This is a genomic window from Olsenella sp. oral taxon 807 (assembly GCF_001189515.2).
GTDB lineage: Bacteria > Actinomycetota > Coriobacteriia > Coriobacteriales > Atopobiaceae > Olsenella_F.
Map to the genome: position 1 here is coordinate 2,208,992 of NZ_CP012069.2, position 24,032 is coordinate 2,233,023.

Genomic DNA, 24,032 nt, shown 5'->3' on the forward strand with positions numbered 1-24,032 from the left:
AACACGCCCCGCGTCTTCCCTCGGCGCCCCGTCCGGCGACGGCGTCGCGGCAAGAGGCGGGGGCGCCGGCCCGAGGGCGGCAGCCTGACAGGGGGCTTGACAAGAAGGGACGTTTGGTCGCGGACGCCCTGCGCGTGCCGAGCGAGAGGCGGCGGGCGACGGCCGATGCCCACGGTCATCCGCGTCCAAGGCCTGCGTCAAACGAGATCGAGGTGTAGCCATGTTCGAGAAGCTTGCCGCATACCGCGAGGGCGATCGCCTGGAGGTGAAGAGGGCGCAGGGGGGTCTCCCACGCAGCCTCTGGGAGACCTACTCGGCCTTCGCCAACAGCTCGGGTGGCGTCATCCTGCTTGGCGTCGAGGAGCTGCCCGACACGTCGCTGCGCGCCGTGGGCGTCAAGGACCCGAACAAGCTGCTCGATGACTTCTGGAACACCGTGAACAATCCCCAGAAGGTAAGCGAGAACGTGCTCACCGACTCCGACGTGCAGGCACTCTCCCACGACGACGTGACCATCATCCAGATAACAGTTCCCCGCGCCGACAGGAGGCTGCGCCCCATCTACCTCAACGACAACCCGAAACGCTCGTTCAGACGCAACCGCTCGGGTGACTACCTCTGCCGCTACGAGGAGATCCAGGGGATGATGCGCGACGCCGCCGACCAGAGCCAGGACTCCCGGCCCCTGCCCCGAGTAGGCATAGGCGCGCTCGACCTTGCGACCGTGAGCTCCTACCGACAGCGCTACCGGCTCTCCCACAACGGACACGCCTGGAACGAGCTTGGAGACAGTGACTTCCTGCGCTGCATAGGCGCCGCCGCAGAGGCCGAGGACGGCAGGCTGCACCCGACGGTCGCGGGACTTCTCATGTTCGGTCATGACTGGCGCATCGCGGAGGAACTGCCCAACTACTTCTTGGACTACCGCCAGCAGACCTCCTTCGACGAGCGATGGCAGGACCGCGTCGTCTCACAGGGCGGGGACTGGACAGGTAACCTCTACGACTTCTACTTTCGCGTCTACAGCCTCATGAGGCAGGCGCTCAAGACGCCCTTCAGGCTCGAGGGCATCTTGCGCGTCGATGACACGCCCGCGCACAAGGCACTGCGCGAGGCACTCGCGAACTGCCTCACCAACGCAAGCTTCTCCGAGCGTCGGGGCGTCGTATGCCTCTGGACCGAGAACGCTCTCGTCCTCAAGAACCCGGGTGACTTTCGCATGGACCTAGGGCAGGCGCTCAAAGGCGGCATCTCCGACCCCCGCAACGCCAATCTGCTCAAGATGTTCTCGTTCATAGACATCGGCGAGCGGGCAGGCAGCGGCATCCCGAGCATCGTGCGCAACTGGACCGCGAGCGGCTACGAGCGACCTCGCTGGGAGGAGGAGTTCGGCCCCGACCGGACGACGCTCGTCTTGCCGCTGGCACAATCCGCCAACGAGCGGGAGGCGCGGGATGAGACCGGCGATAAAAGCCGACGGCAAGGACCGGCGACAAACGGTAAAAACATCCGGCAAGCTGGTGTGATGGATAGCAAACGACAGAGATCGACGGCAAGAACCAACGGCAAGACACCGGCGATAAGGACCGGCGATAAGCGCATGGAGAACCAGCTCAAGATACTGGCCCTGGCGCGGGATACGGGTTCCATAACCACCGTCGATGTCGCAGATTCACTGGGTCTGGGCGCGTCTTGGTCTCGCGAGCTTCTGCAGGACTTGGTGCGCAAAGGCAAGCTGGCTGCTTTGGGAGCCAACCGCAACAGGACCTACCGTCTCGTAGGCCCCGAGGGGCAGGGTGAGGGCGCAGGCGATGCCTGACCGCTACTTGGGAAGGGCCGTCCTGAGGCCGTCTTGACACAGACTGGTCGGCTCGGCTGGGACCTCACCTACACGTACGGCGAAGGAGGGAGTGGCAAGTACGGTGCAATAGCCAATGGAGAGACGACGCACCGACGGGGCACCGCCAACATGAGCTCCGCGATTCTCATCGTCAGGATCAATGGCGAGAACGTCGGTATCGACGCCTACGCAAAGGAAGGGCTCATCAACCAGCATACGGCCGAGGGCGCGATCAAGCGTCTCGTAGACGGCATGAGGTGCCAAGCGTGACCATCCCGCTCCCAAGGAAGCGCCGAACCAGTAGGCACCGGAACCGGCGAATCGGCCGCCTGGCAGCTCCCTAAGCAGCTTGATCGCAAGGGAGCGGTCTTGGTTGTCGGCTTTCGCCAAGATTTCTTCCTCGTCGGTGAGCTCGCAGAGGAAAGAGAAACCGTTGCGAACCGATTCGCTCAGCTCCTTTGGACTCGGGACGGGGACAGCCAGAGCGCCGATGTCCTCGAGGTCGAACTCACCTTCGGATCTCTCCCTCAGCCACCACCCGACGTCAAACGATGACCTCTTGTGACCCGGAGGCCAAGCCATGGTTTTGGCGTGCAGGCCGTTGGGGTCGACCCAGATCTTGAGAACGGAAAGTCTCCTGATGAGGTCGAGGTCCAAGCTCCGCGCTAACGACACGCTGTTCATGATCCATGCGAGGTCGTACATGTCTCGGGCGGTGGTCGTTCGGTTCAACCTCGCCACCTTCTCTGCGATGTTCTCCTCAAGCCTTACCGTCCTGATCGCGGGCAGCGAAGCTGCGTACTGGCTGTGTATCGCCATGGGCACCCACGTACGTTCAACGGGTTCGAGCCATGGCGCCGGCGAGAAGTCGAGCTTGGTCGTGAGGGAGGGATTGCGGATCAGGTTACCTTCAAAGACGACGGACCATTTCCCGCGCCTCTCTCTTACGCCATAGCGGAAGGAGCCGATGGAGAGCCCGTCGACCTTGCCTGCGAAGGCAGCTGCCACTTCGTCTCTGTCGAGCCCAAACTCCGAAACCGAGAAGTCCAGATCAAGTGAGAAGCGCCCCTCCTTGCCGGCATAGAGCTTTCAAATCGCCGTTCCTCCCTTTATGGCTACGAAGTCGAGTTCACCCTCTTCGTGCAGGTGCTGGAGGAGGAGATCTTGCGCCACATCGACCACTGCCGCCTCGCGGCCTTGCGCTCCGGCGTTGCGCGGCGTATGGCGTGCGATGTGGCCGGGCTGGATGTTGATGCCTCTCATAGCACCGCCTCCAGTTCCCTGGGGTCGAACGGCAGCAGCGTGTCCGACACCTTCCATCTTTCGTCGTTCCTCAACGCGTTGGAGCGCGGCCCGAACCTTGTCTTGGACTTCGGCTCGAAGTCCCTCCCGATCTCGACGGCCAGGTCGGGCCTCATGCCCGAGAGCAGATACCCCACCCTCGACCACACTGACTGGGGCCTGCCGGCCAGCTCGGCAAGGAGGGGCTCAAGCTCCATCTCGCATGCGACGTCGGGGAGCCATTCGAGTGCCCCCTGCCACGATCTGACCGTCCCCGGCCTCTGGGCCATGTGGACTACTATGGATTCGGCGCGCAGGCACGGGACCTCCCGTGCCTCGATCGTCCCGATGCCGCTTTCGAACACCGACGGCGATATCTCCCTTGGAACCTTCACGACAGGACGCTGCTCGAAGGCGACCTCAATGCGAGCGGGAATCCTGTCAGCAAGTCCGAGCGCCCATGCCGCCGTCTGCAACGTCAACGCGAAACTACAGCCGGGATGGGAAAGGGCGAATGCCTTCGCTGGGAGAAGGGGGTCTGCAGTGGAGTACGGGCCGGCGCTCTCGGCAGGCACGAACTCCCAGACCCCCGCTGGGGGGTCTTGAGCAGCCAGCCGAGCCTCCTGAGCCTGTCTGCGATGGTGTAGCCGGGCGCCTTAACGCCCGCCTCGTCGGCTATGGCGCACAGCTCCGCCATCGTGAGCAGCTCCGGCCTGTCCAGCTCCAAACCCTCGACCACGGGGCTGAGCCATTGTGGAAGGTATCGTGTCATATCAACCCTACTCATTACTTATATAGTAATTAATATTATATTTATGACACGCTTGATTTTCAAGTTCGAAGGAGAGGGTGCTCCAAACGTGCGCGCATAAACAAATGGTAGCGGAGCCTATCCTCGTCAAAACCCGCCCTCCTCGCATCGGCGAGCGCACCGCGCACGAGCGAGGGATCCTCGCCGAGAAGCGCGAAGTCGAGGATCGTCCGCTCGAACCTCGTGACGGGCATCCCACCCTCGCGAAAGGGGTGCACGAAGCTGTAGTTGTCATAGTGGTAGGCCATGCGGCCGGGAAACCGCCTGGGGGCCACGCCCGCGAGGAGGTCGTCCTTCTCCAGCTCGCTGCGCGCCCATGCGATGCCCCTCGGCATGCTCGCGGAAGGCGGGAGGAACTGCGCCCCCTCGCCCGCCTTGCGGATCTCGACGGTCCCGACCTCCCCCGCCCAGTCGCACGCGTCCCTGAACAAGCCTCGATGAGTACGCCACAGGTCACCAAACATACCCGTCGGCCCCAGGGGGGAGCCCCCAAGAACTCGCTCGTGCGCATCGCGACGAGCTCGCCCTCTGCGTTGCGCAGCTCGTCCCACGTCCCCGCGCCCACGAGGTTTCGCAGCACGCCCGTCCGCAGGTCGATGTAGGGATCGACGAACCCGTCAGGCATGGGGCCCCTTGCCCTCCCGGTTGGGCTCCCAGCGGCGCTTCGTCCTGCGCATAAGCTCCTCTATGGGGATACTCCCCTTCACGTACTCGTCGGCGTCCTTACGAAACTCGGCCGACACGTAGGCGCCCTCCATCTCCCCGGAGTGTATCGACTCGTCAATCACACGCTTGCGGTCGCCGCCCATGACGCAGGTGGACGTCTCGGGGAACTGCGCGCGGCAGAAGGGCTCGGCCACGTCGGCCCAGTGCTCGGCGACGTACATGAGCGTGGGCACGGTCTTGGCGGCCGTCCTAGCGACCTCGAGGTAGTCGCTGAGGATGGCGTCACAGAAGAGCTGGCGGGCCACCCAGTGGGGCGTGCGGCAGCTCATGTCCATCAGGTGCAGGCGATGCCGTGTGCCAAAAAGACAGTCCCGTGCACAAAGATCTATTGGACGAGCCCCTTTGCCCGTCCAAGTTCAATGCGCGCCAAATCGCGCCACGGGAGATGTGCCGACGCGATTATGGTGTCCCCTGCAACAACCATTTGATGGATGCAAAGCCCTTCAATGTATAATTATTTCCGCAACTCGATGTATATTCGAGTCAAATTACGAGGCTTCGTGAGTTCATGTAGGTGGATGGTTGCGTCACCGCCCTGGCGGCGTGGACCTCAGGTCCGAGCGCCCTGGCATCACGGGGGCCATGGGGCCGTCGATGTCGTGGGACCCATGGCCCCGCCCGGTCACGAGAGTGGCCGTGGGGGCAAAGGAGTGTACACAGATCGGCGAAAACGGCCCCTCGGAGCTGTTTTGGGGCATTTGTGTACACTGTTGCGCCGTTGCGGACAGACGTGGGGACGCAGAAGTGTACACAGATCGGCGGAAACGGCCCCTCGGAGCTGTTTTGGGGCATTTGTGTACACTGTTGCGCCGCGAGCTGCGATGCGAGTTGCGTCGGGTGGCACGAGCGCCCCAACCGCCATGGCGTGCCGGCGGCGCCCCCTCGGTGGCCGCCTCCCTTGGTCGGGAAAACGGGCCCTGCGCGAGCGGTGCCGCCGCTAGCTTGGCGTCTTCGCCGAGGCAGCAACCCACACTAACCCCCGAAGAGCCCAAATTACGAGAGGATAAATGTACATAAAGTGCAAGCGGTACCCGCGCCACTTGCTCCCCAAGGCGCAGATATCGGTGCTTGCGGGGCTCAAGGCTATCGGAAATACTCCTCGACCGCAACTCAGTGTATAACTCATCTGAGTTGCGATTATTCAGGCTCCCTCGACCGAACCGGCCACAGCCGCTGCTAACTTTCCCTCCTACGGGAAAGCCTTTCGCGGTCCTTGCGGCCGTGCAGTCTACCGGCGAGCCTGCTGAGGGTAAGGGGAAGCTCCATGGGGGCGGCCCGCACATGGAGGCACATCGGGAGTTTAGGGTGTCAGGCTCGGGGGATTGACGTTGTCGGTGCCTTACGTCATTTTGGCCTCGACGTGATGTGCCACATTCCACAGTAGTCGCGCTGGCACACGCGAAGGATGTTGGACGTGCTCGCGTCGCAGCGCCGGGCGGCTACGCTGAGTGCGCCCCTTGTGTGGACATACCAGCCGGTGGCGGTGTGGACGATGACAGTCTGGATAGAGGGAGCTCTAACGGACGATGTTGAGACATGCCCTGATATGATGGACTAATGTCCCAACGTGTCCATCATTGTCCTATCCTCTCTTGGCCTTTCTCGGTTATCTCATAATGGGCCCCTCCGCCACGGCCGACCGGTGCCAGGTCGCCGTTTTGAACCAGCTTGATCAGTTGCCGGTATGCCTGCTTGCGGTGCAGGTGCAGCAGGTTCTCCACGTCGCGCGTCGCGATGGACCCGCCTTGTTGTCTTGCCAGCTTCATGATGAGCTCAGGATAGCGCACTTTATCTATGTCGGATTGGCGGACGAAGTCTGCCCCCTTACCAGAGCGGACGTAGACCTTGCTGCTGAGTATGTAGGATCGCGCTGGTGAGCTGCCGCGTGCTTCGACGAGCCCGGCCTCGACGAGCGCCTCGACAATTGCCCTCGTGACCGCATCGACCATGTGGAGCTGGGAGGAGAGGCCGGCTACCGTAAGCCTCCTCTGCCTCTTCAGGGCATCCAGCACGAGCAGGGACCTGAGCGATAGCGCCTCGCCGGTTCTCTCGCGCTCCTCGTTGAGCATGCGCATGAAAAGCTCATCCGGCGCACTTCGCGCTATAAACACGCTCACGCTCGCAGGCGTCGTGCCCGAGTAGTCCGGCAGCGGCCTGCCGTAGAAGAGCGATCCCTCGAATATGCGGTCGACGCCACGGCCGGTCTTCTCGGCGAGGCCGATACGCTTGAGAGCGCTCATCAGGCACTCGTTGCGCCCGTGGGGCTCAACAGTAAGCAGGTTTTCCACCGTAACGCCCTCCACGAAACCGCCCGGGTTCGCTATGGTGAGCCCCTCGTCGTCGATGAGCACGCGTACGCGGCCGATGACGGCGTAATCGCGGTGGCCGAAGGCGTTGACCAGGGCCTCCCGGAATGCCCTTTGGTCGAACTCTGGCACCGACTGCCTGAACAACCCGTCCTCGAACTCGCGCTCCGGGTTCCACGGATCGAGCATCTCGCGCATCTTCTCGATTGTGTAGAGCAGCGGCTGGTCGAAGTCTTGGTTGACGCGCACCTCCGTGCCGTCCAGCACCTGGAACGTCGCGGCGGACGTCGGTATCGCGCGCCTCATGACCTCGGGCCTGCCTGCGAGCAGGATACCCGTGACAGTCGGGGTGACTTTGCCGTCTACCAGTGTGGTCATGCGCAGCGCGCTCAGGACCTCGTCGTCGGAAAGCCCGAGCAGTGCTTGATCGCTGCTGCGGTTCTTGGCGAGTGCCTCGCGCAGGCGCACGATCTCGTCCGGGCTGAGGTCTTCCACGCTGGTATCGGGGACGGGAAAGGCAGAGTAGTCCAGCTGGCCGAGCGTGGAGAGCCTGGTTATGATCTCGTAGGGGTAGAGGGGTGCGCTTTCGGGCTCTCCGTCCGACTTCAGTCTCCTACGCATGACCTTCCCGCTGCTCGAGGCGACGATCGCCTTCGACTTCGGGATCTCGATGAGGGTTACCTGCGCGCCGCCATCGCAGGCCGTCCCGTCGGGCGCGAGGAAGAGGGTCGACACGCGCGCGCCCACGGGAGGCACCGTCTTGTTGGCGATGAGCGCGGCAAGCTGCGTGGTATCCCTGTGATCCTTGTGGACCCCGGTTGGCGTACCATCGTCCTCGACTCCGAGGTATATGTTGCCGCCGTTGGTGTTGCTGAGAGCGACAACCGTGTCCATGAGCTCGGAGTCGGGAAGCCTGCTCGGCTTGAGCTCGCCGTTTTCGTCCCTCTTGAACTCGCTTTTGAACTCGACCTCTATGGTCTCCCCGAAGGGTATTTCGCGCTGCGCCGCCATTGCCTGCCTTTCGAAGCGACGTTCTCCATTGGACGCATTATAGTCCAATGTTGGGACACTGTCCCAACAAGAATGGGACAGTGTCCCAACATTGCTCCAATTGAACTGTAACGCTCGTTCCGTAGGGTTGCAGCCCCGCATCCCCTGACTTCGAAAGCACACAGTAATGCCTGACAGAGGGTTCTGCTTGACTTGACGGTAGGACCCTCTCACGCTCACCCATTGAGTTGGCATACGGAGGTGGGGATGGCGGAGAGGCCGGGCTGGGCGAGGGACTTCAACAGGCCCAAGGGCACCAAGACAAGGCGTGTGCGGGGCGACCAGCATCCCTGCGAGAGGTCGTGGCGCCACGGCCCGAAGACAGGGCGGTCGAGGAGGCCTCGGGTCGCCACCTGGGCGAGACCACCCCAGGACGAGGTTCACTGAGCGCGACGTAAAGACCTTCAACGCCCAGTGCCCGCAGCTCGACATGAGGCGCACGGCATCGTTTTACGACCGCTTCCCCGGCTCGATGGCTCCGAGGGCTACATGGTTGGGACGTCGCTGAAGGACGCCGGCAGAAAGGGCTTGTCCGTCACCCGCATCGAGGATGTCGCGATGGTTGGCACGGTCAGTGCGGCGCTGCAGCAGCACTAGGATAAAACCATCGTTACTAGGTACATTTACTAGGGAACTGGGGAACTCCCATGCTTCCCCAGTCCCCAGTAGGATAGATCCGCTTTCAGCCGAGCCGATAGCGCCGCTTGGGACTGTTCTTGGTTCCAATAGGCTCGAGGGTCCCGTCCTCCACAAGCCTCGAGAGGTAACGGCGAACGGTCTTCATGGTCATCCCCACCGCTTTCGTCACCTCGGACGAGCTCGCGCTCTCGTGCTCTGCGAAGTAGGAGAGTATGGCTTCCTCGACGTTGGCCCTCGAGTAACTGCGCCCCTCCTCTTCGGTCATCCTCCGGTGCCGGAAGAGAATGTCGAACTCGTCCAGGGTGCTGCGGACTATGGGCTTGCCCATGAGCGCCTTCTCGAGGGACATTTTTATGGTGGGGTAGCCCGATCCGCGGTTCTCTACCACGCGGCCGACGCTTCCGTCGTAGTCGACGTACGGGACGTCCTCCAGGATCCGCGCCAGGTACTGGTTTCGCGAAGCCGTGCCGCCCTTGGTGCCGAGGCTCTCCACCGTGAGGGATCCGAACAGGCCGCCGGGGTTCGAGACCTCCAACCGGTCCGGGTACAGGTCCACCATCACGGGCGTGCCGTGGCCATCGGGCGAGTAGTCGCGGTGCATGAGGGCGTTCGCGACGGCCTCGCGCACTGCGGGGAGCGGGTAGTCGGGCACGTCCTCGCGCAGTGCTCCCTTCACTATCGCGCCGTGCCGCATGTTCCGCGAGACCGCCCTCACGGTCTCGACGACCATGGTGGGAATCGGCCCGTCGGCGTTGGCTGCGTCCGCGAAACGCCTGCCAGCGCCGTCGACCTCACCCTTACGCGGCGTCGGGTAGGAGGTGAAGACCACATCCAATCTGGGGAAGAACTTCTGCGGGTACTTCCCCAGGGCGAGCATCCCGGCAAGCGTCGGCCTCGCGACGCCCGCCGCGTCCACCGCCACGACGCGCCGGTTGGCCATGAGCTCCTCGTCCGAGACCGCGCCCGAACGGTCAAGCGTCGTGGCGCGCACGTGCGAGAGCCAGCCCTCGAGCAGGACCGGATCGAGGTCGCCGACGGTGGCGTCTGGTATGGTCACCGCATCGTTTCTGGCCGAGCGGTGCTGGTTCTCAATGAAGCGGTCTATCTCGTAGAGCGACATCTTATGATCGCCGTCGCCGGTCCTCACATATGAGCCGTCGCGCTGGCCTCGCTTCTTGACGTAGCAGGGCTTCTCGCGGACCGGCGCCTCTGCCACGTTGCCCACGACCACGGGTCTGCCGTCGAGCATAAGCACGAGTATGTCCACGGCCTGCGGCGGCTCCACGAGCTCGCGGGCGGCCTGGGCGAGCTTGGCCTGCAGCGTCTTTGTGTCGATGTCGCCGGCGGGCTTGAATCCGTTCTTCTCGAACACCCCCAGCATGACAGTTCCGCCGTGCGTGTTCGCGAAGGCGGATATGGTGTTTGGCACGCTCTTGGGAAAGCCGCCCGCCGCAGACTTGACCTCGTATTCCGCCAGGTCGGTGCCCGCTGCGCGCATGCGGTCGATTGCGCTTGCGAGATCCCTGTCAGTCGTGATGAACATGGGCACTCCTGGAATGTCGGACTAGGGAACTATGGAAACATAAGAGTTCCCTAGTTCCCTAGTAAATATATCTAGTAGCGATGATTCTACCTTAGTGTCATAGATGCCCAGATCCGCAACATGATCCACACCGTGCATGATCAGCAGGTCATGCTCGACAGCGACCTGGCAGAGCTGTGCGGCGTGCTGACAGGAAACCTCAACAAGGCCGCGTCTCGAAACGCCGAGCGCTTCTCGGAGGACTTCCGCTTCAGGGTGTCGAAAGAAGAGCACGAGTCTTTGATGCTCCAAACTGGAATATCAAACGATGGCGGACGAGGTGGCAGGAGAAAGCCTCCCTACGTCCACACCGAGCAGGGCGCATCCATGCTCTCGGCCGTGCTCAGGAGCGAGGTCGCCGTCAGGGCGAGCGTGCAGATCATACGCGCCTTCGTCGAGATGCGCCACCTCATAGCTGTGCCCTCGTGAAACTTACGGAAACTTAAAGCCCGAATCGTACAATCGCATGACCTGCGCTTTCGTGTCCCTGTGGCGCTCTGGGGCCTCGGAAATGAAACTTACGGAAACTTAGGTTACGCCCAGAGGGGAACGTAGCGCATGTACCTCGGCGCGGTATCGGGGTCGACCGGCTGTATCAGCCCGCGCTCCAACGTATCCCGAATCACACGGGACGCCTTCACCTTGGCGTCGGCAGAAAGCCCGAACAGCTCTCGCACGTCGGCATTGGTGAGTGCCTCGGCGATGACGCTCGCGAGGCACGCCTGCATGTAGCAGATCCTGACCCTGTCCTCCTTGCTCGTCAGGTCGAAGGGGACCTTCGAGAATATCGTCGCCCTCGTGAACCTGCCCTGCTGCTGCCCCACGCGCGAGGCAGGGAGGCCGCTGGAGCTCGTCGCCGTCACGATCTTGTCGTAGCCACTGCCGCGCTCCTCGCAGATGCTGCACTTGCGCATAACCCGCCATGGCCTCGTTGCGCGGCTGGGGCACTGTGTCGATGATGCAGGCGACCTCAACGAACGGGGCGCCTGCGTTCGAGAACTCGATGCGCCCGTCGAACACCTCCACCATTGGGCTCGCCCCGCACTGGTCGAGCGCCTGGCGGGCCATCATGTTCGCCGTGAGCTCGCTTACCGCGACCTCGGGGAAGCTGACCGCCTTACGGCGGATGGCGCCGTCGAGCACCTCCTCCTGTGGGATGATTGCCATGGCGAACCGCACGACCTCCTCGTGTGATATGGCGTACCCCTTGGCGAAGGTCTGGCTTCTGGGAATCATATGTCCGGGTCCACCTCCTCATTCGCAACAATGCCCCACTTTGCATCGAGCCTGCCCGTCCTGGGTGACGATGGGACGAGAAAGGAGGGTTCGCTTGCAAGCGCTGTGCAGTAGGCGACGAGCTCATCAGGCGCACCATCTCCGAACGCATCGAAAAGCCAGCCGAGTCTCCTGGTCGCAGCGTCCGGAAAAAGCGGGGCGTCGGCGATAATCTGCGCGGCGTACTCTGGACGCTCCTCCGCAAGCTCGATGACGAGGTTCGCAACATTGGAGATCCCACCCGATATGCCAGGGTCAGCCGCGAGCATGAGCATGGTCGTACCCGATGAGGCAACGCGAACGCCCGTCCGGTGGCGCAACTCTGCGGAGGCCGTGGCCTTTCCGACGTAGCCGCGGCTGTAGAATCCGAGCCGGGAACGCCCGAAGGTGCGCGCCCTCACCGTCTTGCCTGTCGCCACCTGGAATACCTGCGTCGCATGATGGCTTGCCCCGTGGCGCTCCGCAGCCGAGAGCCACCCCACGAGGTAGTCGGTTCCGAGATGCGCCATCATGTCTGCTATGTAGCCCATAGGGTCAGGCGCGCCCCACGTCCTGTACTCGGGCGGGATGGGCACCCACAGGCCACGCGCAGGCGAGAACAGCTTCGCGCCCTTGCGCAGGGCTGCCATGCGCTGCGAGACCTGGTTCCCAGGAATTCCGCAAAGCCTCCTCACGTCCTTGGTGGAAAGCGACGTTACGCCATGGGAAAGCGCCCAGTCCGGCAGGTTGGAGGCGGACACGGAACCTGGGGCCGTTGTCTCTATGACATGATCCATATTTCACAATCTAACATATGTAGTGATAATACACAATTTGGATCAACTCACAGGATACGCAATCCTCATCCCCGCATTCTTTCGGCCGATTCCGAGGGTCTGGACCACCTTAAGCCAACGTAAGGCCTCTTCCCCCGGCCTGCGAACCCGCTCCGATGAGGGGTCGTGGCCCGCGCCCGATTCGAGGTCGCGGGCCCCGCCTGGACGGTCGACCTCGAGCAGCCCGCCACGCGCGACGGCGCCGGCCCCGCCAGCCGTATGCGCGTTCGCGGGGTCTCGTCATCCTCCATGGCCCGATGACGTCACCGGGAGGTTCGACATGCTCAGACACAATACGAATTAGCAATTAGCTTACAATTCCTCAGACGCATTTCGCGGCTTCGTAAGTTCGTGTGGGAGGGCAGTTGCGTCACCGCCCTGGCGGCGTGGGCGTCAGGTCCGAGCGCCCTTGCGTCACGGGGGCCATAGGGTCGTTGATGCCGTGGGACTCGCAGCCCCGCCCGGTCGCGCGAGCGGCCGTGGTGACGCAGGAGTGTACACAGATCAGCGAAAACGGCCCCTCGGAGCCGTTTCGGGGCATTTGTGTACACTGTTGCGACGCGAGTTGCGTCGGGTGGCACGAGCGCCCCAGCCGCTATGGTGTGCCGGCAGCGCCCCCTCGGTGGCCCGCCTCTCCCTTGGCCGGGAAAACAGGCTCTGCGCGAGTGGCGCCGCCGCTAGGCTGGCGTTTTCACCGGGGCGTCAGCCCACACAAACCCCCGAAGAGCCCGCATTTTGTACTGTTTCGTTTCTCCCGCTCAGGGGCTTTACTCTTCTCTCTGTTAGAGAGTTGCGGAAAGACGATAGGGATGGAACCACCGCTGGCACCACTGGCATAGCCAGTGGTTTTCTCACCAGAATAAATGAGGGGCACTCCCCGAAGGAAGCCCCCCTCTAAAACGGTCGAACCGTTTTTCGTAGTCCAACAAGTATGCGGCCAGTCGGGATCCGTGTCAAGGAAAACCTTGTGCAGTATCGGAGTCGATTTCGCTAGTCGATCGGATACCAGCCCGAGACCATGCGGCCGATGAAGTCGAAGGAGGTGCTCACGGGAGCGCACTCCCTGTAGTAGTCGGTGTGCCTGTCCATCCTCCGGCGGAGGGCGCCCAGGCTCTTGGCTCGCGCGTTATGTATCCCGACGGATGCGAGCTCGCTGTGCATGAAGAGGGTTGTCGCTATCTGCTGCATCCTCTCGTTGCTGAGCTTGGTGCGCTGCATGTCCCCTCGGACGCCTACGCGCCCGAGGGCGCTCTTGACCTCGCTTCGTGGGGCGTACGGCGGCGTCCCCGCCCTAAGGTCGTTGATGATGCAGTTGTTGTGTTATCGGCGGCTCTCGGTTATGTGCGGATGACGGCCGACCCCAAGGTCATCCGCTCTCGCAGCCTGGTTTTCCGCACATAACCGTTTTGCTACCAATCCATGCTCTTGAGCCAGGACAGGAGATCCTGCCTCTCGCTTTCGTCATAAGCCGCGTCGGGCGCGATGCGCGCGCCACGCTCCTCGATGGCCTTGCGGCGCATCTCCGGATTTGCCCTGGCGTATATCTCGGTGGTGGTTACCGAGACGTGTCCAAGCAGGTCGCGTATGTACACGAGGTTGACGCCGGCTTCCAGCAGGTGCATCGCCCGCGAGTGCCTGAACATGTGCGGGGTTACCTTGGGCGGCACGTTGGCGCCGTCGCTCCGCGCCGCCTCCGAGTATTTCTCCACCACGTACCTGAGTCCCGATCGGCTCAGCTTGCCCTGCCGACCCGCGATGAGCGGCGCGTCGCCCGAAGCCCCCGATTCCCTCACGTGGCGATCGATTATGGCCGACACCTCACGGCCGATGGGGACGACGCGCGACTTGCCTCCCTTGCCGCGCAGCACGACTGCGGAGAAGCCTGCGGAAAGGTCGCACGCCCGGATGTCTATGAGCTCCTGGGCGCGCGCGGCCGACTCGTAGAGCAGCGAAAGCGCGGCGAGGTGCGCGAGGCCCTCCCGAGTCGAGGGGTCCGGTGCGGCGAGCACGGCGCGCATGCCCTCGACGCCGATGTAGCCGACAAGCGGCGGGGGGCAGCGCTTCCTCCCCACGGCCAGCGCCGACGAGCACGCCTCCATCCACACCGGATCCCGCGCCTGGATGTATCGGAAGAGGGAGTGTACCGCCGCGAGCCGATGGTTGCGCGTGGACACGGCGACGCCGCGCGAGCGCTCGAGGTGGTCGAGGAACTCCCCGAGCGCGTCCCCACCGAGGTCCTCCACTCCCAGGGCCTCGACAACCTTCCCGGATCGCCCCGACGCGAAGGAGACGAACTGGACGATGGCGTCACGGTACGACGCGACCGTGTTGGGAGACGCGCCCTTGACGTCGGGCAGGTGGCAGGCGAAGAAGCGGGCCACGTGCCCCTCGAAGCCGTCCATCTCACACCCCTCCCAGGCCGGGGGCCACGTGCGGCGCGTACAGCTCCATGCGCTCGAGGACGCCCGCGCGTCCCTCGTCCGTGAGGCGGAGGTACCATTCCGTCTCCTTGGGCCCGCAGTGGCCCATGTACCGGGACAGGACCGGCAGGGCCGCGCGCACGTCGACCCCCGCGGCGTCCATCCGCGCGAGCGCCCCGACCGCGAACGTGTGCCGCCAGTCATGCAGGCGCGGATAGGCCCCGTCCGCCCTGCGCACGCCTGCGGAATCCAGGAGGGTCCTGTGCCATGTGCCGACGAGCTGGTTCTGCAGCGGGCCGCCCTCCCGCAGAAGACGAGCCCGCCCCCGCCGCCGACGCGGAGTCCCCGGTAGCGTTCGAGCACCTCCGCCATCGATGCCGACATGACGACGAGCCGGGGCTTCCCTCCCTTGCCGAGAACGCTGAGCCGCCTCCCGTCGACGTCGTCCCACCGCAGGCCGGCCGCCTCAGAGAACCTGAGGCCGGTCGAGTAGAGCAGGCGCACGAACGCCGGCATGATGAGGCTCGGCTCGTAGGGGCTGCGCCTCTGGGCGATGCCGGCATCGGCCGCCGAGAACACGGCGGAGGCCTCCTCGTCCGTGTAGATATGGGGCACGAAGTCGCTCTCGAGGCGGACGTCCGCCCTGAAGGAGCCGGCCTCGATGTCCCTCCTCGCGCAGAACCCCGCGAACACGTTCCACAGCCCGACCCTGTTGGCGCGCGTCCGGCACGCCTCGCCGTCCCTGGGGGCGGCCCACTCCGCGAAGGCTGCCTCGTCCATGTCCCGCTCGCCCAGGAACGAGCACAGGCGCTCGCAGGCGCACACGTGGCTTCGCCCGTACGCGTAGCCGCACGCCCTCCTCTCGGCGATGAAGGCGCGCAGGGCGTCCGCCCAACGGCCCCTCATGCGCTCACCACCCGCGGACATGGGGCACCTCCGGCGGGATGGCGGCAAGGCCCTCCTCGTCGACCGACAGGTACGCCTCGGTGGCCGACGTCGAGGCGTGGCCGAGCACCGAGGATATCGTCGGCAGCGGGACACCGGCGGCGAGCAGGCCAGACGCGGCGGAATGGCGCAGGGCATGGCCGCCGTGCCTGCGCCCGGAGCGGTCGACGCCGGCCCGGTCGATGGCGCGCGTCACCATCCGATGGAACGAGGAGCCGCTCTTGTAGGGCGTGTGCGGTGCGTGCGTCGTCAGGATGACGTGCGGGTCGTTCGACCTCGGGCGGGCGTTCCCCGCGTAATCGAGGAGCGGGAACCTCACCCCGTCGACGATGGGCAGTGATAGCCGAAGGCCCGTCTTCGCCTGGACGATCGCGATGCGGCCCGAGCACCAGTCGACGTCGGCGAACCTCAGTGCGGCGACGTCCCCGCATCGCATGCCGTAGTGCGCGAACAGGCTCAGGACGAGCATGTCGCGCTTGCCGGCGGGCGTCGCCACGTCGACGGAGCCGAGGATCAGCGCGACCTCCTCGTCGGTGTACCGCGACGGTAGCGGCGAATAGGCCCTGGCCCTTACGACGGGAAAGGCGTCCCGGCCGCCGAACGCGATGAGCCCCTCCTCGCCCATCCAGTCCAGCGCCTTACGCAGCGAGTAGCCGTCTCGTTTGTTCTCGTGGGGCGATCTCCCCGGCTCTCCCATGTATGCGTGCACGTCGGCCACGGTCAGGTCCCCGATCTTGCGTACCCCGCGCGAGTCGAGGAACAGCAGGAAGCGGCGAACCCGCCAGAGCCTCAGCGCCTTGGTGCTCCCCGCGAGCCCGCTAGACCCCACCAGGGCCGCGTATCCCGCGTAGGCGCCCGCGAACTGCTCGGGCGGGGGCTCGGGGCCGGGGTGCCGCTGATGGCTCTTGAGGTAGGTCCCCGTCTCCTCGAGCTCGAGCAACGTGAGCAGCGGCTTGCGGATCACGCACTGCGCCGGAGTCACGTCGCGCTCGTCGATCGGGAGGTCGAACTGGGCGAGGAGGAAGCGCGCGGCCTCCTCCCTGTTGACCGAGCGTACCCCTTCTCGCTCGCACCACTTGGCGAAATTGCCGAGCACCCAGCGCGCGTTCCTCACCATCTCGTCGCTGTAACCGTCTGACCTCAACCGATCGACGAGGGCGTCGGCAGCGCCCCCTAACATCTTGATGTCCATGCCCTTGCTCCTTTCCACGAGTCGGACACCGTGGGAAGGAGCGTAACTGATTATGTGCGGAATACTAGGTTGTGCACGCCTCTGAACCGGTTAGTCGCGACAGACTGCTCATAACCGAGAGCCGCCGATAACACAACTTATGTGCATTTGCACATAAGTTGTGGGCGCAGCCGTTGCGGAGCCCCTTGACGCTTTGCAGCATGTAGAAGTCGTTCCGCATGCGCCGGTTGTCGAACCTGTCGGCGCAGAACTTGTAGAAGTGGATGAAGCGCCCGAAGGATATGACCTCGATGAGCTCCCATGCCGGGAAGCCGTAGTCGGGCCTCCTCTCCACGAGTCCGCTCGTGTAGGGGCTCGACTTGCCCTTGTCGATCTCGTCGTAGGGATGAGTCCCCAGGTCGTCCTGCTGCTGCAGGAAGTCCCTGACGATTTTGTACCCGTCCGCCCGGCGCTCCTCCATCTTGCCCAGCAGCCTCACCTTCGAGAAGTGCTCGACATCCAGCGTTATGGGCAGCATCTCGTTGCGCAGCCTCATGTCGATGATCGAGAGGTCCGTGAACATGCCGAAGTCGAGGCCGATGTACTTGCCGTCGTTCGGACCGCCCTCGACCCTCGCGAAGTTGGCGCGGTAGGACTTCAGGCGGAAGTAGTTGTTGTTGCTCTTGAGGTATTCCTCGGCGTCTCTCTCGCTGCAGATCCGGAAGCCCACGCCCTCCGACTTGAGGTGGGCAACCTGCTGAGATGGCGTCAGCCACGGCTTTCTCACATTTGCCATGTTGCAGTCTCCTGGCATAAGTCCTCGTAGTTTTCCCATTGTACGCGCGTCGTGACTCGCCTTGGGCGAGAGTCGGCCGTCGCGCTTGTCTTTCGTTCGCCACATCCAGCGAAACGCTATGCGCGCGATAGCCTTCGGCACCCGCAGCAGTGCCCCAAGCGCCCTCATGGCCGGCCTCCCTCCGCTTGGCCTCGGCGAGCATGGCCTCCAGCTGCTCTACGGTGAACGTGAGCCCGCTCGTGTTGGTTTCCCACGGATCTCTCGGGCCCGTCGAAGCCCATGGCGCTCATGTCCACGTCGAAGCTCTCGCCCACCTTGCCGACGGCGGCGCATTTTGCCTCGGGGTCGATGCCTGCGTAGGTGTCGAGCGTCATCGACACGCTCGCGTGTCCGAGGTAGCTCGCCACCGTGCGTACGTCGCAGCCACCCGCGATCATCATGGTGGCGAACATGCGGCGCAGGTCGTGGAACATGCAGGAAAAGCCGTCCATCCTGCAGAAGGCGGAGAAGTCCTTGCCGAGCTGCATGGGGTTGTAGGGACGGCTGTCCGACACCTGAGTGCCCAGGATGCAGGGGTCGCCCACGTCCATACCCATCTCGTCCATAGCACGGCGCGTGTCGGCCCGCATGGCCCTGAGCATCGTCGTGTGGCTGGTGAGGGGGATGGCGTGCGAAGCTGCCGGTCTTGGGCTCCTTGAGGTAGAAGCCGCCCGGGCCGTTGCCGAGAGCGTGGCTCACCGTCATCGCCCCTGCGTCGTCGAAGTCGCTCCAGCGCAGCGCGCAGACCTCGCCGCGGCGCATGCCGGTCGTGAGCGCAAGCTCTATGGACATGCTATTCATCGATTTCTGCGCAGTTCTTATTGAACCAAAACACGTCGTCCCCGCCGAGGCGGGAGGACGCCGCTCGCGAGGCAGCAACGCGTCGCGCACCTTTGCCTGTTTTGCCCCGGGGTCGGGTCGCGACGCCCGCGGCAGTGGACCATCTTGTGGGGCTCGTCGGGACCCCGGCCTCCCCGGACCAGGTCCCAAAGACCTCCCAGGCCTCGCCCGTCCGGCCCCACCGGGCAGCCCGGGGGGTGCCGCCAGCGTCCTCGCGTCCCGGCGCGCACGCGACCCCCGCAGCCCGTCACGGTCCGTCACGGGGTGGTGGCCCAAGGCGCCGCTCGAGGTTCTCGGGCCGGCCGTCCCAGCCCGTGCCACTCACCAGAAACCCCGAAGGGCCTAAAATGAACAAGATACGATAAGGAGAATTGACCATGGAACTCTACGACGCGTCTGAGCTTTATCCTGGCTTCGAGTACCCCGCAGGCATCAAGAGGGTTGTCGAACTTGGACTCACATACCTGGGCTGGTGGTGGATCCTGGAAGCATGCTTCGCAGGTGACTATACACGCAATATGGCGGGGCGCTATCCCGATCGCAGGCTCATTCCCTTTGCCAAGCGTGAGGACTGCGATGACGTGGCCTGCTTCGAGGTTGGTAGGCCCGGAAAGGTAACCATAATCCACGACTTCGCCAATCCGGGTTGGGAGCAGCGTGAGGAGTACGGCGACTTCTGGTCGTGGTTCGAGGCGGCCGTGCTCGACATGATTGCCCGGGAACGCGAGGAGGAGGCGGAGAATGGACTCTAAGCTGACACATATCAGCAAGGAGATCTCCTATGCACTGAGGCATGCTCCCTGGGAGTACGAGCTCGAGCTTGACGAGCAGGGCTTCGTGCCCATCGAGCAGCTCCTCCAGGCGATGAACGAAGGCCGAGACGAGGGCGACGCCGTTGCCCTCGCCGACCTCGAGCGGATAGTCGCCGAGTCAGACAAGCAGCGACACGAGATCGACGGAGACAGAATCCGAGCCCTGTACGGACACTCCGTGCCCAAGAGGATCGAGAGGCTGGCAGCCGAGCCTCCAGCTGTCCTGTATCACGGGACCTCTCACGAAGCCGCACAAAGGATTCTCGCCGAGGGGCTCAGGCCCATGGGCAGGCAGTACGTACACCTCTCTTGCGACGTCGAGACCGCCGAGGCCGTCGGTAGGCGGCGCGACAGGAGCCCGATAATCCTCTCCATTGATACCAAGAGGGCAGACGGAGATGGGGTCGCGTTCTATCGCGGCAACGACAAGGTTTGGCTGGCAGACTCAATACCTGCGGATTGCATCTCCGTGAGGAAGGGCAGCCCCTATGGCCGCCCTTCCCGTCAGCTCACGGCTGAGCCAGCAGACCAGAGGCCACGCATCCCCTCCTCAGGCCATACCGCTCGGCCAGAGGCCACGCATCAGGCGTAGACAAGGATAGGGAGGGCTTGGAGGCGATCCCCGCCACGAAGCGCCCTACCCTCAGAGCGCATCGCCCCCTCGGGGGCGACTGCGGACGACCTTGGTCTTTGCATCCTCGCGCTCAGGTTGCACCAGGCACCGACGATAGCGCCCACGGCGAGCACGGCAAGGGCGCCGAGCACGGCGGCCGGTACGTTCGCATCACCCGTCCTGGGGATGCCGAGCGTCGGCGTTTCGGAAGGAGGCGTCTTCTCTTCGGGTTCCGTAAACATAGACCGTCGTCGGCCCCTCAATGAGCGTGCGAGAGCTCATGGGGAAGCTCCTTGCCCACAAGGAGGGATCGGGCACCATCGAGCCCTCCACGATGCGGGGCTACCGCGCCGAGGCGAGGCAGATGGACTCCTGCATCGGAAACGTCCGCCTGGCGAACCTCTCCGTGGAGGACGCGTCCTCCTGGATGCGCGACATGGGCGCCGACGGCTACGCCCCCCAAGAGCCGCCCCAAGGCGTTCCGCCAGCTCAGGCAGACGCTCAAGTGGGCCGTCACCCAGAGCCTCGCCTCCAAGAGTCCCTGCGACTCCCGCAGGCCGCCCAAGCGCGTGAAGACGCCGACAGCCTCCCGGCCGTAACGACCGCACCCGCATGATGCGCCTGGCAGTGGCAGCCCGGCCCTTTCCACTCGGCATGGCCATAGAGCTCGCCCTCACGACGGGTATGAGGCGCAGCGAGGTCCGTGCCCTCAGGCGGAGCGACCTCAACGACGACGGGACCATCACGGTCTCCCACACTGGGCGACGCCGAGGAAGGCTTCTACCTCAAGGAGCCCAAGACCCAGAGCTTCGCCCGGACGATACCCCTCGCCAGGCGCATGCTCCAAGCCCTCAGGACCATGCGGGCAGGATGGCTCCGCGCCGCCGAATTCGGCCTATTGGACCCCTTCGTCCTCGGCGCGCAGGGGCCGGAGAGCCGCCCCCACAACCCCACCCAGCTCGGCAAGGACTTCGTCGCCCTCTGCAAGATGAACGGCTTTCACTGCACCTTCCACGACCTGCGCAACGCCCTCGCCACGATGATGATCGCAGTGGTCGTCAACGTCCGCACGGTCGCAAGCTGCCTGGGCCACGCGAGCGTGTCCGCGACCCTCAACATCGACGCCGACGTGGACATGGCCGCCGCCTCTCCCATCAAGTGCGATCTCTTCGGTAACGAGCCCGCTTCGCAGCCGCAGGGCCTCGCCTTCGCGGTGGGGCAGCTACATACCGGCCTAGGCCGCGAGCATGCGCTCGACCGTATCGGGATCGAGCCCCAGCGACGCTACGCCGGGGGCCCGCCGGCTTTCGGTCGTCAATGGGTCGAGCGCGCCTTCACCCTGCGCTACCCCTGCGCCGCGAGCGCGCGCTCGATCTCGCTGGCGTCAACCCCCGCCGACGCGGCAGCGTCCTGCACGCTCACGAGGCCGTCGCGCACGAACCCGCAGATCGTCTCGAGCTTGCCCTTAGCCTCACCCTTGGCCTCGCCCTCCGCACGGATCTCCTCTATGACGCTTCCCATGGCCATCCTGCCCACCTCCGTCTCCCTGAGCCTGCGCTTCTCACTCGAGGTCTCCGGGAAGCGCGCGTCATCGTACGCGTCGCCCTCCACGAAGAGCCTCATGAGGGCGGCGACCTCGCTGCCGTCCCTCGCCAGGGCGTTCACGTACACCTCCGCAAGGCCGTTGTCGCCCGCCTCGCCCGTCTCCCGGAGGACCCTGTCCATATGGTACAGCGAGCGGGCGGCCCCAAAGGGGTCGAACTCGCAGACGATCGCCACGCAGACGTCCGGGACGTCCTCGAAGCGATCACCCGGCCCCGTCCTGTCCGCCGTCACGAGCGACGCGTAGTAGCGCGCCCGCCTCTGGAGGTCGCCCTCGTCCACCCGCTGCACCTCCACGTCCACGAACCCGCCGCCCGAGAGCTCGCAGAGGGCATCGAGGACCGCCGAGCGCCCGTGGGGGTTCGTGACGGCGGACTGCGGGGTGCACTCCACGACGGTGAGCCCCGGGTCCTCGAGCAGCACCCTCAGCACCTCCTCGCAGAAGTCCTTGCTTTGCGCCATCACCCGAAACATCAGGTCGTCTATGGGCCTCAGGGCGCCCATGTCAAGCCTCGTCTGCACCATCCGACCGCCCCCCTTCCGTTTGCCGCCTCTCCTTTCACCCATCATAGCACAGTGAAAGAACAATCGTTCTTATAAGTTCATGGAAATACACCCTCCCTCCAAAGACAGAACGCACACTTGGGGGGTGGGCGCCGGGTAGGCCACGCCCAGCAGGTCATGGGGCCGCCCTCGGGTGGCGGGACGGCTCTGCGGCTGCCGGCCCGCTCGCCCGGCGGCCCCCCGGCTCCCTGCCACCGACTTTCGGCACGGGCGCCCTGGCGCCATTCCTGGGTTGCCGTGGCCGTCCTCACGTCCCATCCCCCAATCACGTGTGGTCTGTGTGCACCCATCCTCAAGTTTCTCTCCTCCACTGTTGACATGGTGACGCCCCTCGTCTCCCCCGATGCCGCCAGCAAGTTGGCACGACGAGGGGACGCGTGGAAATGCCTGGCACGGGGTTGCGAGGTGACAAAGGTGCCGGACATGTCGACGGTGGTCTAACGGAAAGTCGTGGAAATGCGCCGGTACCTCGCAAGCAATGCCCAGATGTTCGAACGCATAAACGCAATGGAGGTCAGGCAGCTCGAGTACCAGAAGACGAGCGCTTCGAGCGAGTCTTCGACGACATGGAGGCCCACGAGGCACCGAGGCAGAAGGTCTTCTTCGAGGGCCAGGTCTTTGACGCGTTCGAGCTCCTGGTGTCGCTGGTGCAGCATGCCAAGGAGTCCATAGTCCTCATCGACGGCCACACCGATGCGGACACCCTCAACACACTCGCCAAGAAGAACGGGGGCGTGGCGTCCACACTCTAGACCCACCCCAAGGCGAGGCTCACCACCAGGGACGTCGAGACCTTCAACACCCAGTGCCCCAAGCTCACGGTCAGACATGCCGAGTCATTTCATGACCGCTTCATGATACTGGACGATATGGGAGCCTACCTCGTGGACGCACCCCTTGAAGACGCGGGGAAGAAGGGCTTCGGCATCACGAGGATTGAAGGCCTCGAGACAGTCCGAGCCATCCTCGACAGCTTGGACCCCGGCGAGGAAGTAGTTCCTGATGAGGACACCAAGGCATTGGGTGGCAGGGAAAACCGGATAGACCGATAGGAGGCATGAGAAGGAAGCACCGCATCCCATGTGCGGCGCCCGCCCGTATGACGAGAAGGACTCATGGTCTAAGCAAGGCTATCAAGAGTTTTCAACACCGTGCGGAGGGAAGGCGGCGGCCGTACACGAGCCAAAGCACCACCGCCAAAGGGGCAGCCAGCACGCAGAACACAGGAGTCAGCGCATCGGCCGCACCCCACGCCAGCTCCTCGTGCCAACGCCTCCTCACTTCAGCATCTCGTTCATGCGCCGCCACCTGGCCGCGTAGTTCGCGCCCAAGCGGCATTTGCGTTCCTCGCCGTTGCCATAGTCGCCGCAGGTGACCGCCTCAGGCAACTCGAGAACAGGGCGAGGCCGTTGTCGAGAGACCAAGGCTCGGGGCAGTCCCTTGGAGTTTGACAAGACTGTAATGGGGGATGCGGCCCGACGAGATACGCGGCCCCTCGGCCGCCCCGAGGCAGGACTCCTCCATAGGCACGACCAGGGCAGGGTTGCGATCGGCAAGTTCATGAAAATATCCGGCACGCGCCCGGAGCAGCACGGAGGCACCGGAGTCAAAAGCGACCCCGGTCACGGGAGCCCGACATGCGCGGGAGGAACCTAGGGTCGGCGGCAGGAGCGTGGGCTAGGTAGCGGGGCACCTCAGAGACTGCGACGAGGGCGAGAGGCTGGGGTCGAGACGCGCCACAGGAGGTGGGCAAGTCGCGCGCTCCTGCCCTCAACGTCACACCGCCCCTCGCACGGGGAGGCAACGGGGACCCCTGGTCGATGACCGGCGCAAATGTGGAGTTCAGGACGGCGGTGGAGGCGGAGCCCGACCCATTGGCCCGACATACCGGGGAAATCGACCAGG

General features: G+C 64.4%; 27 protein-coding genes and 1 pseudogene. 9 read left to right on the top strand and 19 right to left on the bottom strand.

The window, feature by feature from the left end:
- The first annotated feature begins 220 nt into the window (after nucleotides 1–220).
- Nucleotides 221–1,819: an RNA-binding domain-containing protein gene (locus ADJ70_RS09415; RefSeq protein WP_050340886.1), complete on the top strand. Its 1,599-nt coding sequence runs from the start codon at nucleotides 221–223 to the stop codon at nucleotides 1,817–1,819.
- Nucleotides 1,820–1,822: 3 nt separating this feature from the next.
- Here ADJ70_RS09415 and ADJ70_RS09420 read toward each other — a convergent pair whose 3' ends face one another.
- The 7 genes from ADJ70_RS09420 to ADJ70_RS09440 form a co-directional block, all read right to left on the bottom strand.
- Nucleotides 1,823–2,890: a nucleotidyl transferase AbiEii/AbiGii toxin family protein gene (locus tag ADJ70_RS09420; RefSeq protein WP_083443935.1), complete on the bottom strand. Its 1,068-nt coding sequence runs from the start codon at nucleotides 2,888–2,890 to the stop codon at nucleotides 1,823–1,825.
- 39 nt (nucleotides 2,891–2,929) lie between these two features.
- Nucleotides 2,930–3,103: a hypothetical protein gene (locus ADJ70_RS14665; protein ID WP_157051482.1), complete on the bottom strand. Its 174-nt coding sequence runs from the start codon at nucleotides 3,101–3,103 to the stop codon at nucleotides 2,930–2,932.
- A complete protein-coding gene (locus ADJ70_RS09425) occupies nucleotides 3,100–3,603 on the bottom strand; it encodes a type IV toxin-antitoxin system AbiEi family antitoxin (protein WP_253273165.1) in 504 nt (167 codons plus the stop codon). The genes ADJ70_RS14665 and ADJ70_RS09425 overlap by 4 nt, the downstream gene beginning before the upstream one ends.
- Nucleotides 3,600–3,893, bottom strand: coding sequence for a hypothetical protein (locus ADJ70_RS14970; protein WP_172674406.1), 294 nt, complete (start codon nucleotides 3,891–3,893; stop codon nucleotides 3,600–3,602). The genes ADJ70_RS09425 and ADJ70_RS14970 overlap by 4 nt, the downstream gene beginning before the upstream one ends.
- Nucleotides 3,894–3,952: 59 nt before the next feature.
- A complete protein-coding gene (locus tag ADJ70_RS09430) occupies nucleotides 3,953–4,363 on the bottom strand; it encodes a hypothetical protein (protein ID WP_157051483.1) in 411 nt (136 codons plus the stop codon).
- Between the two features lie 186 nt (nucleotides 4,364–4,549).
- Entirely contained in the window at nucleotides 4,550–4,927 is a 378-nt protein-coding gene (locus ADJ70_RS15095) for an antitoxin VbhA family protein (RefSeq protein ID WP_216597251.1), read from the bottom strand.
- A gap of 1,305 nt (nucleotides 4,928–6,232) precedes the next feature.
- A complete protein-coding gene (locus tag ADJ70_RS09440; RefSeq protein WP_050340896.1) occupies nucleotides 6,233–7,975 on the bottom strand; it encodes an RNA-binding domain-containing protein in 1,743 nt (580 codons plus the stop codon).
- A 453-nt stretch (nucleotides 7,976–8,428) separates the two neighbouring features.
- Between ADJ70_RS09440 and ADJ70_RS14675 the strand changes: the two genes are divergently transcribed.
- A complete protein-coding gene (locus tag ADJ70_RS14675) occupies nucleotides 8,429–8,611 on the top strand; it encodes a hypothetical protein (RefSeq protein WP_157051484.1) in 183 nt (60 codons plus the stop codon).
- Nucleotides 8,612–8,696: 85 nt separating this feature from the next.
- On the opposite strand, the gene ADJ70_RS09450 is transcribed toward ADJ70_RS14675, so the two are convergent.
- Nucleotides 8,697–10,196: an ATP-binding protein gene (locus ADJ70_RS09450; RefSeq protein WP_050340899.1), complete on the bottom strand. Its 1,500-nt coding sequence runs from the start codon at nucleotides 10,194–10,196 to the stop codon at nucleotides 8,697–8,699.
- A 120-nt stretch (nucleotides 10,197–10,316) separates the two neighbouring features.
- On the opposite strand from ADJ70_RS09450, the gene ADJ70_RS09455 reads away from it, so the two are divergent.
- Nucleotides 10,317–10,664, top strand: a complete 348-nt coding sequence (locus ADJ70_RS09455; protein ID WP_050340901.1) for an ORF6N domain-containing protein — start codon at nucleotides 10,317–10,319, stop codon at nucleotides 10,662–10,664.
- A 104-nt stretch (nucleotides 10,665–10,768) separates the two neighbouring features.
- On the opposite strand, the gene ADJ70_RS09460 is transcribed toward ADJ70_RS09455, so the two are convergent.
- The 7 genes from ADJ70_RS09460 to ADJ70_RS09495 form a co-directional block, all read right to left on the bottom strand.
- Entirely contained in the window at nucleotides 10,769–11,149 is a 381-nt protein-coding gene (locus ADJ70_RS09460; protein ID WP_050340903.1) for a hypothetical protein, read from the bottom strand.
- Nucleotides 11,150–11,467: 318 nt separating this feature from the next.
- The gene (locus tag ADJ70_RS09470; protein WP_083443937.1) at nucleotides 11,468–12,286 is read right to left on the bottom strand and encodes a type IV toxin-antitoxin system AbiEi family antitoxin; all 819 of its coding nucleotides are present in this window, start codon (nucleotides 12,284–12,286) and stop codon (nucleotides 11,468–11,470) included.
- 1,029 nt (nucleotides 12,287–13,315) lie between these two features.
- A complete protein-coding gene (locus ADJ70_RS09475; protein ID WP_050340909.1) occupies nucleotides 13,316–13,543 on the bottom strand; it encodes a hypothetical protein in 228 nt (75 codons plus the stop codon).
- A 191-nt stretch (nucleotides 13,544–13,734) separates the two neighbouring features.
- Entirely contained in the window at nucleotides 13,735–15,672 is a 1,938-nt protein-coding gene (locus tag ADJ70_RS09480; RefSeq protein ID WP_050340911.1) for a tyrosine-type recombinase/integrase, read from the bottom strand.
- Entirely contained in the window at nucleotides 15,656–16,900 is a 1,245-nt protein-coding gene (locus ADJ70_RS09485; protein ID WP_157051485.1) for a tyrosine-type recombinase/integrase, read from the bottom strand. Before ADJ70_RS09485 ends, ADJ70_RS09480 begins: the two co-directional genes overlap by 17 nt.
- Before the next feature lie 46 nt (nucleotides 16,901–16,946).
- Nucleotides 16,947–17,657, bottom strand: coding sequence for an Abi family protein (locus ADJ70_RS09490; protein ID WP_172674477.1), 711 nt, complete (start codon nucleotides 17,655–17,657; stop codon nucleotides 16,947–16,949).
- A gap of 164 nt (nucleotides 17,658–17,821) precedes the next feature.
- On the bottom strand, nucleotides 17,822–18,286 hold the full coding sequence (locus tag ADJ70_RS09495) for a tyrosine-type recombinase/integrase (RefSeq protein WP_062393132.1): 465 nt from the start codon (nucleotides 18,284–18,286) through the stop codon (nucleotides 17,822–17,824).
- Between the two features lie 627 nt (nucleotides 18,287–18,913).
- Between ADJ70_RS09495 and ADJ70_RS09500 the strand changes: the two genes are divergently transcribed.
- Both ADJ70_RS09500 and ADJ70_RS09505 read left to right on the top strand, forming a co-directional pair.
- A complete protein-coding gene (locus ADJ70_RS09500) occupies nucleotides 18,914–19,288 on the top strand; it encodes a hypothetical protein (RefSeq protein ID WP_050340919.1) in 375 nt (124 codons plus the stop codon).
- Nucleotides 19,278–19,940 carry an RNA 2'-phosphotransferase gene (locus ADJ70_RS09505; protein ID WP_083443938.1) on the top strand — a complete coding sequence of 221 codons (663 nt, stop codon included), beginning with the start codon at nucleotides 19,278–19,280 and terminating at the stop codon, nucleotides 19,938–19,940. The genes ADJ70_RS09500 and ADJ70_RS09505 overlap by 11 nt, the downstream gene beginning before the upstream one ends.
- Here the strand turns inward: ADJ70_RS09505 and ADJ70_RS09510 are convergent.
- Entirely contained in the window at nucleotides 19,931–20,203 is a 273-nt protein-coding gene (locus ADJ70_RS09510) for a hypothetical protein (RefSeq protein ID WP_050340921.1), read from the bottom strand. The genes ADJ70_RS09505 and ADJ70_RS09510 overlap by 10 nt on opposite strands.
- Nucleotides 20,204–20,241: 38 nt before the next feature.
- On the opposite strand from ADJ70_RS09510, the gene ADJ70_RS09515 reads away from it, so the two are divergent.
- Nucleotides 20,242–20,577 (top strand): hypothetical protein, encoded by a 336-nt coding sequence (locus ADJ70_RS09515; RefSeq protein WP_050340922.1) that lies wholly within the window; start codon nucleotides 20,242–20,244, stop codon nucleotides 20,575–20,577.
- Nucleotides 20,578–20,799: 222 nt separating this feature from the next.
- Nucleotides 20,800–21,021, top strand: a pseudogene (locus tag ADJ70_RS15685) (hypothetical protein); the annotation flags it as partial.
- Here the strand turns inward: ADJ70_RS15685 and ADJ70_RS15360 are convergent.
- Both ADJ70_RS15360 and ADJ70_RS09520 read right to left on the bottom strand, forming a co-directional pair.
- Complete coding sequence (locus ADJ70_RS15360; protein WP_253273166.1) at nucleotides 20,961–21,098, bottom strand: hypothetical protein; 138 nt, start codon at nucleotides 21,096–21,098, stop codon at nucleotides 20,961–20,963. The pseudogene ADJ70_RS15685 and the gene ADJ70_RS15360 overlap by 61 nt on opposite strands.
- A 207-nt stretch (nucleotides 21,099–21,305) precedes the next feature.
- The gene (locus ADJ70_RS09520; protein ID WP_050340923.1) at nucleotides 21,306–22,088 is read right to left on the bottom strand and encodes a PD-(D/E)XK nuclease family transposase; all 783 of its coding nucleotides are present in this window, start codon (nucleotides 22,086–22,088) and stop codon (nucleotides 21,306–21,308) included.
- 605 nt (nucleotides 22,089–22,693) lie between these two features.
- On the opposite strand from ADJ70_RS09520, the gene ADJ70_RS15100 reads away from it, so the two are divergent.
- A complete protein-coding gene (locus ADJ70_RS15100; RefSeq protein ID WP_216597252.1) occupies nucleotides 22,694–22,879 on the top strand; it encodes a hypothetical protein in 186 nt (61 codons plus the stop codon).
- Nucleotides 22,880–22,981: 102 nt separating this feature from the next.
- The gene (locus ADJ70_RS15105) at nucleotides 22,982–23,179 is read left to right on the top strand and encodes a hypothetical protein (RefSeq protein WP_216597253.1); all 198 of its coding nucleotides are present in this window, start codon (nucleotides 22,982–22,984) and stop codon (nucleotides 23,177–23,179) included.
- Between the two features lie 225 nt (nucleotides 23,180–23,404).
- Here ADJ70_RS15105 and ADJ70_RS15690 read toward each other — a convergent pair whose 3' ends face one another.
- Nucleotides 23,405–23,689 (bottom strand): hypothetical protein, encoded by a 285-nt coding sequence (locus ADJ70_RS15690; protein WP_157051489.1) that lies wholly within the window; start codon nucleotides 23,687–23,689, stop codon nucleotides 23,405–23,407.
- Nucleotides 23,690–24,032: the final 343 nt, after the last annotated feature.

Coding starts and splice junctions, on each gene's coding strand:
- ADJ70_RS09415 (WP_050340886.1), top strand. CDS start 221: ATGTTCGAGAAGCTTGCCGCATACCGCGAGGGCGATCGCCTGGAGGTG.
- ADJ70_RS14665 (WP_157051482.1), bottom strand. CDS start 3,103: ATGAGAGGCATCAACATCCAGCCCGGCCACATCGCACGCCATACGCCG.
- ADJ70_RS14970 (WP_172674406.1), bottom strand. CDS start 3,893: ATGACACGATACCTTCCACAATGGCTCAGCCCCGTGGTCGAGGGTTTG.
- ADJ70_RS15095 (WP_216597251.1), bottom strand. CDS start 4,927: ATGAGCTGCCGCACGCCCCACTGGGTGGCCCGCCAGCTCTTCTGTGAC.
- ADJ70_RS09440 (WP_050340896.1), bottom strand. CDS start 7,975: ATGGCGGCGCAGCGCGAAATACCCTTCGGGGAGACCATAGAGGTCGAG.
- ADJ70_RS09450 (WP_050340899.1), bottom strand. CDS start 10,196: ATGTTCATCACGACTGACAGGGATCTCGCAAGCGCAATCGACCGCATG.
- ADJ70_RS09455 (WP_050340901.1), top strand. CDS start 10,317: ATGATCCACACCGTGCATGATCAGCAGGTCATGCTCGACAGCGACCTG.
- ADJ70_RS09460 (WP_050340903.1), bottom strand. CDS start 11,149: ATGCGCAAGTGCAGCATCTGCGAGGAGCGCGGCAGTGGCTACGACAAG.
- ADJ70_RS09470 (WP_083443937.1), bottom strand. CDS start 12,286: ATGGATCATGTCATAGAGACAACGGCCCCAGGTTCCGTGTCCGCCTCC.
- ADJ70_RS09475 (WP_050340909.1), bottom strand. CDS start 13,543: ATGCAGCGCACCAAGCTCAGCAACGAGAGGATGCAGCAGATAGCGACA.
- ADJ70_RS09480 (WP_050340911.1), bottom strand. CDS start 15,672: ATGTCCGCGGGTGGTGAGCGCATGAGGGGCCGTTGGGCGGACGCCCTG.
- ADJ70_RS09490 (WP_172674477.1), bottom strand. CDS start 17,657: ATGGCAAATGTGAGAAAGCCGTGGCTGACGCCATCTCAGCAGGTTGCC.
- ADJ70_RS09495 (WP_062393132.1), bottom strand. CDS start 18,286: ATGCGGGCCGACACGCGCCGTGCTATGGACGAGATGGGTATGGACGTG.
- ADJ70_RS09500 (WP_050340919.1), top strand. CDS start 18,914: ATGGAACTCTACGACGCGTCTGAGCTTTATCCTGGCTTCGAGTACCCC.
- ADJ70_RS09505 (WP_083443938.1), top strand. CDS start 19,278: ATGGACTCTAAGCTGACACATATCAGCAAGGAGATCTCCTATGCACTG.
- ADJ70_RS09510 (WP_050340921.1), bottom strand. CDS start 20,203: ATGTTTACGGAACCCGAAGAGAAGACGCCTCCTTCCGAAACGCCGACG.
- ADJ70_RS09515 (WP_050340922.1), top strand. CDS start 20,242: ATGGGGAAGCTCCTTGCCCACAAGGAGGGATCGGGCACCATCGAGCCC.
- ADJ70_RS15360 (WP_253273166.1), bottom strand. CDS start 21,098: ATGTCCACGTCGGCGTCGATGTTGAGGGTCGCGGACACGCTCGCGTGG.
- ADJ70_RS09520 (WP_050340923.1), bottom strand. CDS start 22,088: ATGGTGCAGACGAGGCTTGACATGGGCGCCCTGAGGCCCATAGACGAC.
- ADJ70_RS15100 (WP_216597252.1), top strand. CDS start 22,694: ATGGAGGCCCACGAGGCACCGAGGCAGAAGGTCTTCTTCGAGGGCCAG.
- ADJ70_RS15105 (WP_216597253.1), top strand. CDS start 22,982: ATGATACTGGACGATATGGGAGCCTACCTCGTGGACGCACCCCTTGAA.
- ADJ70_RS15690 (WP_157051489.1), bottom strand. CDS start 23,689: ATGAACTTGCCGATCGCAACCCTGCCCTGGTCGTGCCTATGGAGGAGT.